The sequence below is a fragment of the Haloferula rosea genome (assembly GCF_016595525.1).
GTDB lineage: Bacteria > Verrucomicrobiota > Verrucomicrobiia > Verrucomicrobiales > Akkermansiaceae > Haloferula > Haloferula rosea.
This window is the reverse complement of sequence record NZ_JAENII010000009.1, coordinates 151,402-165,865: the sequence shown is the minus strand read 5'-3', so window position 1 is coordinate 165,865 and position 14,464 is coordinate 151,402. Positions and strand designations below refer to the sequence as shown.

13 protein-coding genes are annotated in these 14,464 nt (G+C 62.5%); 6 read left to right on the top strand and 7 right to left on the bottom strand.

Features of this window, described 5'->3' with window-relative positions:
* The first annotated feature begins 152 nt into the window (after nucleotides 1-152).
* The 4 genes from serS to JIN81_RS12680 all read left to right on the top strand — a co-directional run bounded on the left by serS (nucleotide 153) and on the right by JIN81_RS12680 (nucleotide 4,630).
* Nucleotides 153-1,445, top strand: coding sequence for a serine--tRNA ligase (serS, locus tag JIN81_RS12695; RefSeq protein WP_200280143.1), 1,293 nt, complete (start codon nucleotides 153-155; stop codon nucleotides 1,443-1,445).
* The gene (locus tag JIN81_RS12690) at nucleotides 1,442-1,762 is read left to right on the top strand and encodes a hypothetical protein (RefSeq protein ID WP_200280141.1); all 321 of its coding nucleotides are present in this window, start codon (nucleotides 1,442-1,444) and stop codon (nucleotides 1,760-1,762) included. Before serS ends, JIN81_RS12690 begins: the two co-directional genes overlap by 4 nt.
* A 139-nt stretch (nucleotides 1,763-1,901) precedes the next feature.
* Complete coding sequence (locus tag JIN81_RS12685; RefSeq protein ID WP_200280138.1) at nucleotides 1,902-3,344, top strand: hypothetical protein; 1,443 nt, start codon at nucleotides 1,902-1,904, stop codon at nucleotides 3,342-3,344.
* Nucleotides 3,341-4,630, top strand: a complete 1,290-nt coding sequence (locus tag JIN81_RS12680) for a hypothetical protein (RefSeq protein WP_200280135.1) — start codon at nucleotides 3,341-3,343, stop codon at nucleotides 4,628-4,630. The genes JIN81_RS12685 and JIN81_RS12680 overlap by 4 nt, the downstream gene beginning before the upstream one ends.
* Before the next feature lie 21 nt (nucleotides 4,631-4,651).
* Here JIN81_RS12680 and JIN81_RS12675 read toward each other — a convergent pair whose 3' ends face one another.
* From JIN81_RS12675 to lepB, 6 genes are all read right to left on the bottom strand, one after another.
* Nucleotides 4,652-6,055 (bottom strand): exosortase/archaeosortase family protein, encoded by a 1,404-nt coding sequence (locus JIN81_RS12675; RefSeq protein ID WP_234044856.1) that lies wholly within the window; start codon nucleotides 6,053-6,055, stop codon nucleotides 4,652-4,654.
* Nucleotides 6,055-8,100: a VIT and vWA domain-containing protein gene (locus JIN81_RS12670; protein ID WP_200280129.1), complete on the bottom strand. Its 2,046-nt coding sequence runs from the start codon at nucleotides 8,098-8,100 to the stop codon at nucleotides 6,055-6,057. Before JIN81_RS12670 ends, JIN81_RS12675 begins: the two co-directional genes overlap by 1 nt.
* Before the next feature lie 136 nt (nucleotides 8,101-8,236).
* Complete coding sequence (gene rph / locus JIN81_RS12665) at nucleotides 8,237-9,022, bottom strand: ribonuclease PH (protein WP_200280126.1); 786 nt, start codon at nucleotides 9,020-9,022, stop codon at nucleotides 8,237-8,239.
* 122 nt (nucleotides 9,023-9,144) lie between these two features.
* Entirely contained in the window at nucleotides 9,145-9,600 is a 456-nt protein-coding gene (locus tag JIN81_RS12660) for a hypothetical protein (protein ID WP_200280123.1), read from the bottom strand.
* 43 nt (nucleotides 9,601-9,643) lie between these two features.
* Entirely contained in the window at nucleotides 9,644-10,468 is an 825-nt protein-coding gene (locus tag JIN81_RS12655) for a phytoene/squalene synthase family protein (protein ID WP_200280120.1), read from the bottom strand.
* Nucleotides 10,469-10,490: 22 nt separating this feature from the next.
* Nucleotides 10,491-11,738: a signal peptidase I gene (gene lepB, locus JIN81_RS12650; protein ID WP_200280117.1), complete on the bottom strand. Its 1,248-nt coding sequence runs from the start codon at nucleotides 11,736-11,738 to the stop codon at nucleotides 10,491-10,493.
* Nucleotides 11,739-11,813: 75 nt separating this feature from the next.
* Between lepB and JIN81_RS12645 the strand changes: the two genes are divergently transcribed.
* Nucleotides 11,814-12,191 (top strand): hypothetical protein, encoded by a 378-nt coding sequence (locus tag JIN81_RS12645; RefSeq protein WP_200280114.1) that lies wholly within the window; start codon nucleotides 11,814-11,816, stop codon nucleotides 12,189-12,191.
* Here the strand turns inward: JIN81_RS12645 and JIN81_RS12640 are convergent.
* Nucleotides 12,185-12,997: a hypothetical protein gene (locus JIN81_RS12640; RefSeq protein ID WP_200280111.1), complete on the bottom strand. Its 813-nt coding sequence runs from the start codon at nucleotides 12,995-12,997 to the stop codon at nucleotides 12,185-12,187. The genes JIN81_RS12645 and JIN81_RS12640 overlap by 7 nt on opposite strands.
* A gap of 80 nt (nucleotides 12,998-13,077) precedes the next feature.
* Here JIN81_RS12640 and miaB point away from each other — a divergent pair, with 80 nt between their 5' ends.
* Nucleotides 13,078-14,448 (top strand): tRNA (N6-isopentenyl adenosine(37)-C2)-methylthiotransferase MiaB, encoded by a 1,371-nt coding sequence (gene miaB, locus JIN81_RS12635; protein ID WP_200280109.1) that lies wholly within the window; start codon nucleotides 13,078-13,080, stop codon nucleotides 14,446-14,448.
* The last annotated feature ends 16 nt before the right edge of the window (nucleotides 14,449-14,464 follow it).

The following is a 14,464-nucleotide window of genomic DNA, read 5'->3' as shown; positions in this document are numbered from 1 at the left end:
CACCGCTTCCGGAACCTTTCCCACCCCGACTCCCTGCCCCCAGGAGTCGGGGTTTTTCGTGTCCACCCCGCCACCTCACCCGCCTCCGCCCGGCAAACATTCGATGTTCAAGGTTGGACCTTCGCGGTCCGATGTTCTAAAGCCCCCCCGCCATGCTCGACATCCGCGAGATCCGTGAAAACCCCGACGCCGTCCGTGAGCGCCTCAAGGCGCGCGGTGGCGACCATTGGACCCTCATCGACGAAGTCCTCGCCTGCGACGAATCCCGCCGCAAGGCCGAGACCGAAAAGCAGGCGCTGCAATCCCAGCGCAAACAGATTTCCAAGCAGATCGGCATGCTCAAGTCCAAGGGCGAGGACAGCTCGGCGGTCGAAGCCGAAGTGCGCGACATCAAAGGCAAGATCGAAGCACTCGATGCGGAAGGCGAAGCCGCCGGCACCCGCCAGTCCGACCTGCTGCTCAACATCCCGAATCTCCCCCACAGCGACTGCCCGGTCGGCGCCGACGAAACCGCCAATCCCGAAGTGCGCACCTGGGGTGAGAAGCCCGATATCTCCGAGCCCAAGGACCACCTCGATCTCGCGGAAGCGCTCGGCATCATTTCCATCGACGACGCCACCCGCATCGCCGGTTCCGGCTTCGCCGTCTACCGCGGCAAGGGAGCCCGTCTCGAACGCGCACTCATCTCCTTCCTGCTCGATCTCCAATCGGGTGAACATGGATACGAGGAAGTCAACGTGCCCCACGTCGTGCGCCGCGAGTGCATGGAGGGCACCGGCCAGCTGCCGAAGTTCGAGGACGACATGTATGGCACCGACGCCGGTGAAGACGGTCGCAACCAGATGTTCCTCGCGCCGACGGCCGAAGTCCCCGTCACCAACCTGTTCCGCGACACCCTGCTGTCGGAAGACAAGCTTCCCCAGCGCCTCTGCGCCCACACCCCCTGCTTCCGCCGGGAAGCCGGCAGCGCCGGGCGTGACAACCGCGGCATCATCCGCATGCACCAGTTCGACAAGGTCGAGCTCGTCCAGGTCGTCCATCCGGATACGTCATTTGCCGTACTTGAGGAACTGACCGGTCACGCCGAAGCCGCCCTGCAGAAACTCGGCCTCCACTACCGCACCATCGAACTGTGCACCGGCGACCTCGGGTTCTCCGCAGCCAAGACCTACGACATCGAAGTCTGGGCACCCGGGCAGGGGAAATACCTCGAGGTCTCAAGCTGCTCGTGCTTCGGCGACTACCAGGCACGCCGCATGAAGCTGCGCTTCAAGGACAGCGACGGGAAGAACCGCTTCTGCCACACGCTGAACGGCTCCGGCACCGCGCTTCCCCGCCTCTACGTCGCCCTGCTCGAGCAGTATCAGCAGCCCGATGGCTCGATCCGCATCCCGGAGGCACTCGTTCCCTACTTCGGCTCTGAAGAGATCAGCGCCGGACAATGAAGCGCCTCAAGGCCTTCACCAAGCCACTCGAATCCACCGTGATCGGGTGGCTGGTCTTCGCCTTCCTTCTTCCCTGCCTTGCCCTCTGGAACGGCACCGGTGGACTGGCCACGGGTGAGATCCACATCCGCGGTGCCGACGTCGTCGGCCTCCCTGCCCGACTCTACGGTGCAGGGATGATCTGCTTCGGGATTGGAACCCTCGCGCTGCCCCGCTTTCACGAGGAATACTCCACCTTCCACGCCACCCGCATACTGGCGGGTGGCATCCTCTTCGTCATCTTCCTCCTCGCAGGCACCATCAGCCTGTTCGCCTGAAGATCGCTCCGGCCCCTTCCCCGAAGGCATCTACCAGACCGAGAAGCCGCCTCACCGTCGGCCCGATTTCGACTCCAGACATCGCCGTGGACTGCCGGATTGACTTGGGAAACCACGACCTCAATAGTCACCTATCATCATGAAAGCTTGGAAATACTGGCTACCTCCATGCGTCGCTTTCGGGGTCGGCTTCCTGGCAACCCAGCAGTGGGCCAAGCATGACCAGCCGACCGGCAGCACCGCGGGCGGCAAGGACCTGCGACTCTACGGTCGTCCCTCGAAGCCCGAATCCTCCCCCGAACCCGACTTCGAGGATGCCGCGCCTTCGACGGGTGAGCTGTTAAAATCACCCTTCTCAGAGTCGCTGCCAGGCTTGATCCGGACGCTTTCCACGGAGCCAAACTCCGACTGGTTCCGCCTGACGGATGCCATGGTCGGCGCACTCAAGACCGACCAAGAAGCTGCGGTCGATGCGATCCCGCCGATTGCCGAACTCCCTTCACCTGCCATTGCGGCCCTTGCAGAAGCATTCGTGTCACATGGCGAAACCCTCCCACGCGAAGCCCTGCTGGAGCTGGCCCTCCTTCCCGTCACCCGCAACTTGTCCGATGCCCAAGGACAACTGCTTGATCAACTGGCCGAGATGAGCTGGCAGGATGGACTCGAAACCATCGAGGCCACCCTCGAAAAACTCGATTTCTCCGCCGCCCAGGCGTTCATGACCCACGCCACACGGCGCTGCCCGGACGAACACAGCCGGGCATGGGCCGAACTCATGATTGGCACCGGCCAGTTCCATCAGATCCTGAACATCCCTGCCGCTCAAGGAGACGACGCCCTGACCTGGCTGGATGGGCTGATGACCGACCATCCCGAAACGAGGCCATTCATCGAGGGATCCAGACAGTTCTGGCAGTCACGCTACGCCGCACCCATCGAAACCGATCTCAAGACCAGGCTCGATGCCCTGGTCCAGTCGAGTTCATCGAAAAAGGCACCGGAAGAAGTCCGAAGGGATGAGTTGCAGCAGTTACTCCGGGTCAAGGTGGAGGAAGTTCGTTCCGCATGGCTGGAAGAAGATCCTTCACCGCTGACCCTCGTCTCCAAGGGAGAGCTGAACATGGACGCACTCCTCGAAGCCCTTCCGCCCGACATCAACAAACTTCTCGAGGAAGAACCCATGGAGACCAAGCGCCACCTGTTCACCCACCTGGCTGCTGCGGACCCTCAAGCAGCCGTGGGCTGGCTCGCCGACCTGCCTGCCGAGGATGCCCACACCGTCATCATGACTGGCGCCAGCAACCTGGCTAGAGACCCCAAGCGCCTGATGGAACTCTTCAACGCCTACCCCTACAACCCGTCCCAAGGGCCACTCCAGCAACGCTTCATGCGCTGGACCGGCGCCACGCTCGGCGCCTACAGGACATACGGTGAATCCTATGCCGAGTGGTTGATCCAGTTGCCTACCAGCGTGGATCGGGACATGGGTCTCGGAGCCCTTTCCCACGACCTGCGCAGTCAGGATCCGGAATTGGCCACCCGCCTGTTCAAGGCGAAGAACTTCGTCCCTCCCGGAAAATGAGAACCGCCATCATCAGCCTGATCTGCCTGCTCGCCGGGGCCGCCCTCGCATGGATGGTTCGCCCTCAACCGACGTCCACCAGCCCGCAGGGGACGGCTGAAGCAGGACGAACCGCACAGAGCCCATCCAGCGGCACCGCCCGCGCCGACAGCAGACCCGTACCACTGAGCGAGCGCCTGAACATCGCCAAGCTTGCAGCGACCCGGAGCGGGCAGTGGAACGCCCTCGAAGCCCTCACCGACCTCGGACTCGAGGAAAGACATCAGGCGAGACTGGAACTACTACGTGAATGGTACGAGGAGGATCCCGCCGCGGCGCTCAGGGCCGCGATCGACACGATGGTCACCGAACAATTCTTCACCGGAAAAAGCCTGCTTTCCGCCTTCGACGAGGGCATCGCAAATGATCCCGAGACCTTCTTCAATCTTGTCCAGGGTGAGTCCTTCGGCCTGATGACCGGCACCGCCCGCCTGCATTGGATCCAGGTCGTCTCACAGAGCCAGCCGGGGGCCCTGATTGCCTACCTCCCCCAGCTTGGTGCCTTCGATACCGACATGGTCGCCAAGAAACTGCTGGGGCCGGACCATGTGAACCATCCCGATCGCCAAGCCTGGATTTCCGATCTGGCCTCCCTTCCGGACACTCCGGAGAACAAGCGTGTCTTCGAACAACTCGGTGCCGAGTTCGCCGATCAGTCATTCATCGATCTGATCAACGGTGCGAAAGCCTCTGAAGGTGGTCTCGCGAAGATCTACGAAAGTGCCATCATTGCCCGATTCAAGTCGTCCAACAGCCGGGACCAGGTATTCGACCAACTGCAACTCGTCCCCCCTTCCATGAGGTCCGAGGTGGTCGACGGAGCGATCAAGCAGATCGACAACAATCCACTGGCCTTCACCGCACTGATCGACAGCGTCATTCAGGCGGGCGACTGGGATCGCTACCACAAGGAATTGCCCTACCGGCTCCACAACCAGTTGGTCCACGCCAAGGATCCCATCGCCCTCGCCACCTGGGCCACCACCATCCCGGCCCAGCAACGATACGAGGACATCTATCGCGTCGGCATTCGCACCTACATCCACCACTCTCCCGATGAGGCACTGGAATGGATCGGAGATCTGCCGCCCGGCTGGCATCGTGACAACAGCCTGTCCGAATTCTCCCTGAGTTCGCTTCACGCCCGCAACAACGAGAAAGCCGCGCTGGATGCGATCGATCGGATTCAGAACCCGCGGATTCAGAAGGACGCACGATCCAACCATACCCGCTGGCAGAACCGGTAACGCCGCGATACGGGATTGCCCTCAGCGTTTCCCGAGGACTGCCACGGATCCGGAAGCGGGCATGAGCACGGTGGTCGCCGTCCACGGACCGTCTTCCGGGTGCAGCACCGCCTTCCAATACCAGGCGGAAGCATCAAGCGATGCCTCACCAGCGGAGCCGACATAGCGCTCGTGCACGTCCCATTGCCTGCCGTCCCGCCGCGCGGTCGAAGCACCCCACCAGCGGCCGTCGCCATCGAGGAAGACGGGCTCACTTTCCACACGATAGCCCGCAGCCCGAAGGCAGTCGCCACTCGGATGCATCATGCGCGTCGCCCGGTCCGTTCGCCGCATGATCACCTCCCCGTCGCCCCATTGAAACCGGGCGATCTGACCGGGAAACGAACGCGCGAAGCGGACCTCCATCGGCCCCAGTTGAAGCGGGACCAGCGGGATCCCATCCAAGGTCGCGGGCCACTGCACCTCCCCTTCGACCACTGCCTTCGGTGGATGCCTCCCCACCACCCGCGAGCCGCCAAGCACCAGCAGCATGGCCACGACAACCACAGCCGCGCGCCGACTCCATGGAAGCGGCCTCACCTGCGTGTCCTGCATTCCTCGGGCATCCAGCCGCGAAGCCAGCCCGAACAGGGCAGCCAACACCCCTCCGTGGACCACCAAACCGACGGCCGAATGCAGCGATTCCGGCCACTCCACCCGTCCGGACTCCGGGAGAAAGACTAAAGCGGCACGCACCCCATTGCCGATGACCACACAGACGACCGCCAAGGACATCAACCCCACCGTCTGCGTCCAACCCAGTCGCATCCGGGCTGCTAGAAAAGCAGCCACGAAGGACGCAGTCCACAGCATGCGAATCCCCGCGCACGGTGGGTCGATGCCCACCAAACGCCCGCCGTCGATCAACATCACCCCCGCCCGCTCGACCTCAATGCCCGCAACCGTCAGCAAGCCATGGGAAATCTCTGCCGCCACCACTCGCAGCGGGTAGCCTGCGTAGAAATCCAACGACGCCATGACCGGCATGGAAAGAACCAGCAGTGCCACCAAGCCGGCCTTTCCACGCTTCATCGACACCGAAAGCGAGATCACCGCCACCGCCAGCATCGCGATGGCCAGAGGATACCGGACGAGGTCGCTGTTCTGGATCACCCCGAGGACGAGGGCACCCAGCAGCAGTCGACAAGGATGAAGCTGGATGCGATTCGGGCCACCCCCACAAACGCCGAGCGCGCCGAGCACCACTGCCGCCACGAGGGCGATCACCCCCAGTGGCTCGTCGGACCCATCCATCGCCCGCCGCACATACCAACCCAGCACCGGGAGCAGCGTGATCAGAAACCCCACACCTGCCACAACCGAAACCCATCGAGGCGCCGGGTGGAGCCTTTCCTTCATCGACATCATCGAGATGGGGAAATGCATCAGCCCTGCACGCGATGGCGACGCATCAGCAGACCGATTGCCGTCACCAGGATCAAACCGATGGCCCCCGGCTCAGGAGCTGCGCCGGTGAGCCCTGAAGCACTCGCGCTCACACCAACCGACACCTGACCTCCGCCCAAGGCCGAGTTCCCTACACCCTGGGGCAGCGGCAAGGGCTGCTGGACCGACCGCAATTTCTCAAGCACCTCGCGCGGCGTTTCATCGACCGCGACAAATGAGGTGTAGTCCGTGAGCAATCCATAGGTGAGCCCCAGCGAAGTGATCTCCCGCTTCGATTCCTCGTCGACCCCACCACGGCGGCCGGACGAACCGACCATCGAATTGTCAGCCAGTACCCGGACCCGCTCCCTCGCCCACAGCGGCCGAAGCGCCGGGTTCTCAAGTCCCGACCCCGCCCCGGTCGACACCTCGAAAACCTGCTCATACGGCCCTCCCCCACCATGCCCCGTCACGATGATCCGACCCTTGGCATTCCCCTTCCACTTGCCGACGATCTCGATCGGGCGGTCGGCGAAAACATCCGGCACACTCTGCGGCTGGGTGTCATACGCCTTGAATCCCTCATAGCGGATCCGGATTCCCGTCAGGACCGGCGAGCTGATGTAGTCGCGGAATCGCTCAGCGGTCCGGCTCGCCTCGCCCGGCTGGAGAACGAAGAACGGCTCACCCATGCCCGCCCGGGCCATGCCCTCGATCAGCCACCGGTTGACCGAGCTGCCGATACCGAAGGCAAAGAGGTTCGCCTTGCCCCGTTCTCTGCGGATCAGGTCAAACGCCTCCCTCTCGATGTCGACGAATCCATCGGTGACCACCACGATGCTGCGCGACGTATCCTCATCCTGAGGCAAGGCGAGGGCACGCTTCAACGCCGGCAGCAACTCCGTGCCACCGCCACCCCGGGCCAATCCTGTTAGATCCGTGCCTCGACGGATGTTGTCCGCCGTGGCTGGCAGCGACTGCTTGGAAAGCATCCGGTTCTCGCCCGCGAACAGCATGACATTGAAGGTGTCGGTGGACTGCAGACCACCCAGCAGATCACGCATCAGCATCCTCGCCGTATCCAAGGGGAAGCCATTCATGCTGCCACTGACATCCAGCACGAAGACATACTCCCTAGCCGGCACCTGTTCGGGACGCACCCGTTCCGGTGGCTCCACGTTCAGAAGGAAGAAATTCTCCTCTTCCCCGCAATGCAGAAGCAACCCGCTCTCCACCTCGGAGTCCGCCAGCCTGTAACGAAGGACGAAATCGCGATTCGCAGCCTCCCCACTGGCGGGCAGTACCACCAGGGCGCGCTTTTCATCCTTGAAGGAAATCTCGGGTTGGTGACTTGCCGAGCTCAGCTTCTGAATCGGCAGCCCGCTCTGCAACTTGATCTTCGCCGCGAAGGTTGCCGGCGTATCCACCCCCTCTTCCAGATACGGGTTTCCCACCCACGTCTCCCTCGCCGTCGCTGCTCCCGAGTAGCGGGGCCCCACCACCGTCGGATAGACGAACTCATAGACCCGCTCGGTCGCCGTCAGCTTTTCGCTGAATGTTAGGGTGACCTTCACCTCGTCGCCGGGGAGGATGTTTGCCACGCTCATCCTGAAGACATTCGGGCGTTCCTGATCCAGGAGGGATGCCGTCTTGTTGGCGCGTTTCGCCTCCTCATAGACCTTCTTTGCCTCTTCCTTCTCCTTGATCTTCGCCACCACCCGGCGCTCACCGATCCGCATTTCCACCCCGTGGACCGCCGCCCGGGTACTCGCCGGGAATACATAGGTCGCCTCGATGGGGGTGTCCCCGGTGTTCGCATACGTTTGCTCCACCTTCACCTCGGCGATCACCCCCGAGATCCGCGCCTCCAAGTTCGTCGACTTCAGCGGGAAGCGCTCGGTGTTCTCTTCGCCGCCCGCGATCTCGAAGTGCGGTGCTTCCGACCGATCATCGTGGCCGGCAATGTCCTGCTGATTGGCGAAGCCCAGTGGGCAAAGGCTCAGCGCCAGGGCGCCGATGGTGGGATGAATCGGTAAGATGTGCATGGTGGAGGTGGTTGGAATTGACCCAACCTCCATCCGTCACGAGACAAGCTCATGAACCCACGGTGAAACCGCCGTGAAACATCCAGCCCCAAGGGCTCATGCTGGAGTCGCCCGATCCGACGACCCTCGCCCTCGGTCACTTCCCGAAGGATCCTGCCAAACTGGCAAGCGCATCACCGTCCGGCCGATCCGCTTCAAGGATCGCCGCCTTCTGCAGGGTGAAAAGCTCACTCGTTCCCTTCTTCGCGAGGTCCAGCATTGAAGTCATCTCCTCGCTGGTGAAGACGGCTTCCTCGCCGCTGCCCTGCACCTCCACGAACTCCCCGCGCTCGGTCATCACCGCATTGAAATCCACCGTCGCATCGCGGTCTTCCGGATAGTTGAGATCGAGGACAGGCTCGCCCTGATAGACACCCGTCGAGATCGCGGCCACCAGCTGCTTGAGCGGGAAATCGTTCAGCTTGCCCTCACCCATCAGGCGATTGAGTGCAATCGCCATCGCGACACACCCACCCGTGATCGATGCGGTCCGCGTGCCGCCATCCGCCTGCAGCACGTCACAGTCCACCCACACCGTGCGTTGGCCCAGCTTCTTCAAATCCACCACCGCACGCAGCGACCGCCCGATAAGGCGCTGGATCTCCGACGAGCGTCCGTCGAGCTTGCCACGCGAAATGTCACGCGCCTTCCGATCGTGCGTCGAGTAAGGGAGCATCGAGTATTCTGCCGTCACCCAACCGCCAGCGACCTTCTGATACTTCATCCAGCGTGGGACGTCATTTTCGATGGTCGCCGCACAAATCACCCGCGTGTTCCCGAACGACACCAACACCGAACCATCGGCATGGGGGGCGACTCCGGGAGCGAAGGAAACCGTGCGAAGCTGATCCAATTGGCGGCCATCTGGGCGGGTGATCGACATGCCGCGGAGTCAATGACAGCCCTGCCCAACATGCAAAGCCCAATCCTCATCCGGCACCCGAACGCCGACCGCAAACACCCCATTCCCGCATGAACGCCCTTACCCCATGCCGGGCAACAGGCTCAGGGAATGCGGAAAATCTTCTGGTTCTTCGGGTCGCGCGCCAGTTGCCCCGACTTGAAACCCTCCACATTGATCCGGTGGTGAGGTGGATACGGGCTCAGAACTTCGTTCGGATCGCTGGTCCGCTGCGCCACGGGATACTCGGTCGATTCCTGCTTCGGAGGCGGTGGCGCCCCTCCGGAACCACCCGCAGGCGGATTGTCCTCCGGTGCGGGAATGCCATAGCGGGCGTAATCCCGCTTGCGCACATGGTTCTCATGCACCGCCGCCGCGCCGGCACCCAGCGCTGCACCCGCCGCCGCACCCGCGATCACATCCTGTGAATCATCACCAAAAGCGGCACCCGCAGCCGCGCCGGCGACACCACCAATCAAGCCCGCCTGCTGTTGATAGGTCGTGCACGAGGCCATCCCCATGATTGCCAACCCCAAGGCTGCATACTGCTTCACATTCATCTGATTCTGAAACGCCTTTCAGGCGAACTTATTCATCAAAGCGTCACCGCGCGAGCAGGCGCTTGGAAAAAATCGTCATCTTTCTCGCCTTCGAGAGCCGATAGCGACGATCGAACACCCGGAAGCCATCCTTCCGCATCTTCTTCAAAAGCGTGTGGTAGATCTCACGCATGACCTCCGCAGCCACCAGCGAACTGCGATCGGTTTCCGGCAGCAGATCCTCCGCCTCCTTGAAATAGGCCTCCGCCCGGTCCGCCTGGTAGGCCATCATCGCGACAAAGCGCCCATCATAGACCTTACCGATGAGATCGCGCTCGGAATACTGGAACCGCGCGAAGTCCGCCAGCGGAAGATAGATCCTCACGCCATTGTCGAGGTCCTCGCCGACATCGCGCAGGATGTTCGTGATCTGCAGGGCGTGGCCAAGCGCCACCGCATACTTCTCGGTCGCCGGGTCCGTCGCTCCGAAGATGCGGATCGAAACGAGACCGACCGCACATGCGACCTTCCACGTGTACTTCGAAAGATCCTCCCACGTGCCGAAACGCTGCGGCCTCAGGTCCATCCGACAACCGTCGATCACCGCGACCAGCAGTTGCGTGGGAATCCCCAAGCGCTCCCTCAGCGCCAGCACGTCCTGCTGGAGGGCATCGGGGTTATCGAAACCGTGTTCCAGCCCGTGCTTCCACTCGCCCAGCGCCCGTTCGCGTTCCTCCTCGGGCACCTCGAGATCATCCGCGAGATCATCGATGACCCGGCAGTAGGCGTAGAAGATCACCGCATCGTCCCGCCGCTCTTTCGGCAGGATGTGAAGTGCGAACGCGAGGTTCGACTTCGCTTGGCGGGTGATGTCCGAAGCGTGACTCATGGATCAAGCGGAGAAAATTGGATCAGCGGATGAACCCCCAATGTCCGGTGCCGAACGGCCACAGCGAAAACCATCCCGGCCCCGCCAGATTGAACTCATGCACCGCACCCCAGTAGCGGGAATCCAATGAGTTGTTCGTATTGTCACCGAGGGCGGCATACTCACGCATGCCCACCTCATCGGAGTCCTTCAGCTTGAATACCGAACCCGGCTGCACCAACGGCGCCTTCCGAAACTTCTCGGCATTGCGCGCATCGGCCAGCACGTAACCCGGATGGGTCGGGCCACCGTATTCGCCCTCCCGCTCCATCACCCGTCGAATCCAGGGCTCTTGGGCGATCTTGCCGTTCACGATCAGGTTCGGCTCCTCGATCTGAAGTTCGTCGCCGGGCACGCCGCACAGCCGTTTGATGTAGTGCGAGCCTCCCGTCTGGTCGCGCAGCTCCCGGCTGGTGTCGCCACTGGTCGTGATCGCCCGCGTGTCGAAGACGAAGACCTCACCCCGCTTCGGCTTGCGGAAGTGGTAGGATATCTTGTCGACAAGTACGAGATCCCCCGTATCAATCCAGCCGTTGAAGATCGTCTCGCCCTGCTGGAACGAGGTCTTGAACCCGCCGTCGCGCATGAAGATCTTCGCCGACTCGTTCGATTCCGCCGGCACCTTGATGGTGCTGCCGTCCGTGAAGTCATACGCCGTGCGCGTGAACAGGAACCACGAAGCCGGCCTGCCGGGGGCATAGCCGGGGCGACGGCGCAGCTCCATGTCATTCTCCGCCACGTAGGTCAGGTGCCGGCGACCGTGCCAGATCAGATCGAAGGCCTGCCTGCCGATCCATGGCTTCTTCTGGTCGTCCGGAGCACGGTGGACGGTGATCCCGTTCAAGGTCGGCTGCATCGATCCCGTCGGGATCCGGAATGGCTGGAGCACATACGCACGTAGCCCGAGTGCCACCACCAGAGCCACGAAAAGCACCTCTACGTTCTCCTCCCACCACGTTTGCTGCAGGTGGGACGAAAGCGACTGCTCACAGGTGGCCCGAAGCTGTTTGCCCGCCTCTTCCGCTGCCTCGCGGTCCTTTTTCCGTACGGCATCACTCAGGTCGGCACGCCGGGACTCGATCTCGGCAATGCGATCGGGCTTCAGCAAATCGCGTTTGTAATGGATGAACTTTTTCGCCCCTTTCAGCAAATGCTTGGCCTCCTTCTTCCACTTGGGCTGGAAGTAGGAAAGGGGCCAGAAATCCATCACGTCGAACATGCGGCGGAGCATCGACCCCGATGGCCGACCATGCAAGCCTCGGAAATCCGGGATGGTCGCCCCCTGCGTGAGTGATATCTTCCAAAGATGATCCGGCTTGGAGAAGAGTACCGCGCTCAACTCGTCCTTTGCGCCCTGCAATGCGCCCTGATCGTCGGAGGCACCTTCCTCGTCGGCGCATTCGCGAAAGTCACCCTCAACATGGGCGTCAACAGCCGGGCGCTCCCGATGGCCTCGGTCCACTTTATCCGCTACTTCGGCATCTCTCTGCTGCTCATGCCACTCGCATGGACCATCTTCACCATTCTCGCTGAACGCTCGGAGCTCTGGTGGGCCACACGCCGCTTCACGCTCGCAACCGGCATCCTCCTGCTCTGCATTCTGGCCGCCTTCTTCTTCTGGGTGGTCCACACCGCAGCGGTGCAGCCCTACCAGGATATCGGGCCGATCCAGCCCGCCTATTGAGCCTTCTCCGGCGACTTCAGCGTTCGCCCGTCCGCCTTCAACCCGGTCATCCACCACTCGTGGGCCTTCACGAGCACCGGCCGCTGCACCAACTCGACAAACCTTCCCGGCCAGACAGAACTGTCTGCCGCCGTCCAGAATTCGGAAAAGGTCACGTCCACATCCGCCCCCCGCGTGCTCTCCAAGCCATCAATCGTGAACTGAAGGCGCCGCAGCAGACCACTCTCCTCATCGATCCACGCAATGAAGCGATCCTCCTCGGAAAACCCGAACCCCGGCGTCAATCGACCCTGCACGCGGAGGCAACGCTGCCCATCGAGGGACACCGGTGAGAGCACCGCCAGATCTCGCCCGTTCTCCGCCAGCCAGGACGAGCCGAAAAGGAATGCCGTGTAGGCATCCGCCACCAGCGCCGAGGCATCACGTCTCGGCTCATCCCCGATCGGCGTCCCATTGTAACTTACCTTCACGCCCTCCTTCGTCCGTTCCACGCGTTTGCTGCCACCGGGTCCACGGTGCTCTTGTATCACCACGGCCTGACGGGGCTTGTAGGTTTCCACGGAGGTCTTGCGGAAATCCGCATCCACCAGCTCCGGCTGCAGTCTCTTGACCACCCCGGTCCACTCGCCGGCATAGAACACCTCGACCACCCGGTAGCTCCCCACCGGGTCCCCATGCGCCGCAGCCGACCGGGCCAGGATGCCCGACGCCTCCCGCGCACCCGCTGTGGGCTTGCCCTCGCCGGGCACCGTCAGAGAGGAACATGACGCCAGTGCGACAACCAAAAGCGGAATCCACCATTTCATGTCTCCCCCATCGACCCGGACGGCGATTTCGAAAATTGAAATTTGATCATTGGGGATTTCCCCCTAGACCTTGCCGCCCGATGCCCAAGGTCCACATTCGCACCTACGGTTGCCAAATGAACGAGCGCGACTCCGAGCAGGTCGCCGAAATGTTCCGTGATGGCGGCTACACCGTGACGCCCACCGAGGCGGAGGCCGACGCCATTCTGATCAATACCTGCTCGGTGCGGGACCAGGCGGAGCAGAAGGCACTGGGCAAGATGGGCATCATGGGCCGCCACCGGAAGCAGAAGCCCCACGTCGTCTACGGCTTCATGGGCTGCATGGCCCAATCCCGCGGCGAAGAACTCTTCGAGCGCATCCCCCACCTCGATGTCGTCGTGGGCACCCAGAAATACCACAAGGTTTTCCAGTACGTGGACTCCATCCTCCAAGGCCGGCTCGAGCGCCGGATGGACGAGGTGGAGCTCTCCCTGACCGGCGAATCCGTCTGCGACCTCGAGGAGGAATCCGGCTCGCAGAACACCATCCGCGATCACACGCCTAAGGAGCACCAGGCCACCGCCTTCGTCTCCATCATGCAGGGCTGCAACATGCGCTGCTCATTCTGCATCGTCCCGGACACACGCGGCAAGGAGCGCGGCCGCCCCATCCCCGAAGTCGTCGAGGAGGTCGAGCGACTCGTCGATGGCGGTGTGAAGGAAGTCACCCTGCTCGGCCAGATCGTGAATCTCTACGGCCGCACGGAATTCGAAAAGGTCGACGGCAAATCCCCCTTCGTCCAGCTGCTCGAGGCCGTGCATGAGGTGAAAGGACTGGAGCGCATCCGCTTCACCTCACCCCACCCGATCGGCTACCGCGACGACCTCGTGGCCGCCTTCACCTATCTGCCGAAGCTCTGCTCGCACATCCACTTCCCGATGCAGAGTGGCTCCGACCGCATCCTCAAGGCGATGCGCCGGCCCTACAAGCACGCCAAGTTCGTGGAGATCTGCGAAAAGATGCGTGGCGCCCGTCCCGACCTCGCGATCACCACCGACATCATCGTCGGTTTCCCGACCGAGACCGAGGAGGACTTCCAGGCCACCGTCGATACCGTCAACCAACTGCAATTCGACAACGCCTTCGTGTTCCGCTACTCGAAACGCAAGGACACCCCGGCTGCCGAGATGGACGGCCAACTCCCCGAGCGCGTGAAGGAAGAGCGCAACCAGATCCTCCTCGATGCTGTCAACCGCATCGCCAAGGCCAAGAACGAGGCCGTCGTCGGCACGGTCCAGAAGGTCCTCTGCGAAGGTCCTTCCAAGAACAACAAGGAGACGCTCTCGGGGCGCACCAGCCAGAACAAGATCCTCATCTTCGAAGGTGACCCACACAAGCTGACCGGCGAGATCCTCGACATCCAAGTCAAGGAATCCACTGGCTTCACGCTCTACGGAGACGTCGTCTGAGCTCGGGTCCGCGCCC

Bases quoted from the DNA above. Each gene is read 5' to 3' on its own strand.
- JIN81_RS12685 (WP_200280138.1), top strand. From the start codon at position 1,902: ATGAAAGCTTGGAAATACTGGCTACCTCCATGCGTCGCTTTCGGGGTC.
- JIN81_RS12675 (WP_234044856.1), bottom strand. From the start codon at position 6,055: ATGCATTTCCCCATCTCGATGATGTCGATGAAGGAAAGGCTCCACCCG.
- JIN81_RS12655 (WP_200280120.1), bottom strand. From the start codon at position 10,468: ATGAGTCACGCTTCGGACATCACCCGCCAAGCGAAGTCGAACCTCGCG.
- JIN81_RS12640 (WP_200280111.1), bottom strand. From the start codon at position 12,997: ATGAAATGGTGGATTCCGCTTTTGGTTGTCGCACTGGCGTCATGTTCC.
- JIN81_RS12645 (WP_200280114.1), top strand. From the start codon at position 11,814: ATGATCCGGCTTGGAGAAGAGTACCGCGCTCAACTCGTCCTTTGCGCC.
- JIN81_RS12680 (WP_200280135.1), top strand. From the start codon at position 3,341: ATGAGAACCGCCATCATCAGCCTGATCTGCCTGCTCGCCGGGGCCGCC.
- serS (WP_200280143.1), top strand. From the start codon at position 153: ATGCTCGACATCCGCGAGATCCGTGAAAACCCCGACGCCGTCCGTGAG.
- rph (WP_200280126.1), bottom strand. From the start codon at position 9,022: ATGTCGATCACCCGCCCAGATGGCCGCCAATTGGATCAGCTTCGCACG.
- JIN81_RS12660 (WP_200280123.1), bottom strand. From the start codon at position 9,600: ATGAATGTGAAGCAGTATGCAGCCTTGGGGTTGGCAATCATGGGGATG.
- lepB (WP_200280117.1), bottom strand. From the start codon at position 11,738: ATGCTCCGCCGCATGTTCGACGTGATGGATTTCTGGCCCCTTTCCTAC.
- JIN81_RS12670 (WP_200280129.1), bottom strand. From the start codon at position 8,100: ATGCACATCTTACCGATTCATCCCACCATCGGCGCCCTGGCGCTGAGC.
- miaB (WP_200280109.1), top strand. From the start codon at position 13,078: ATGCCCAAGGTCCACATTCGCACCTACGGTTGCCAAATGAACGAGCGC.
- JIN81_RS12690 (WP_200280141.1), top strand. From the start codon at position 1,442: ATGAAGCGCCTCAAGGCCTTCACCAAGCCACTCGAATCCACCGTGATC.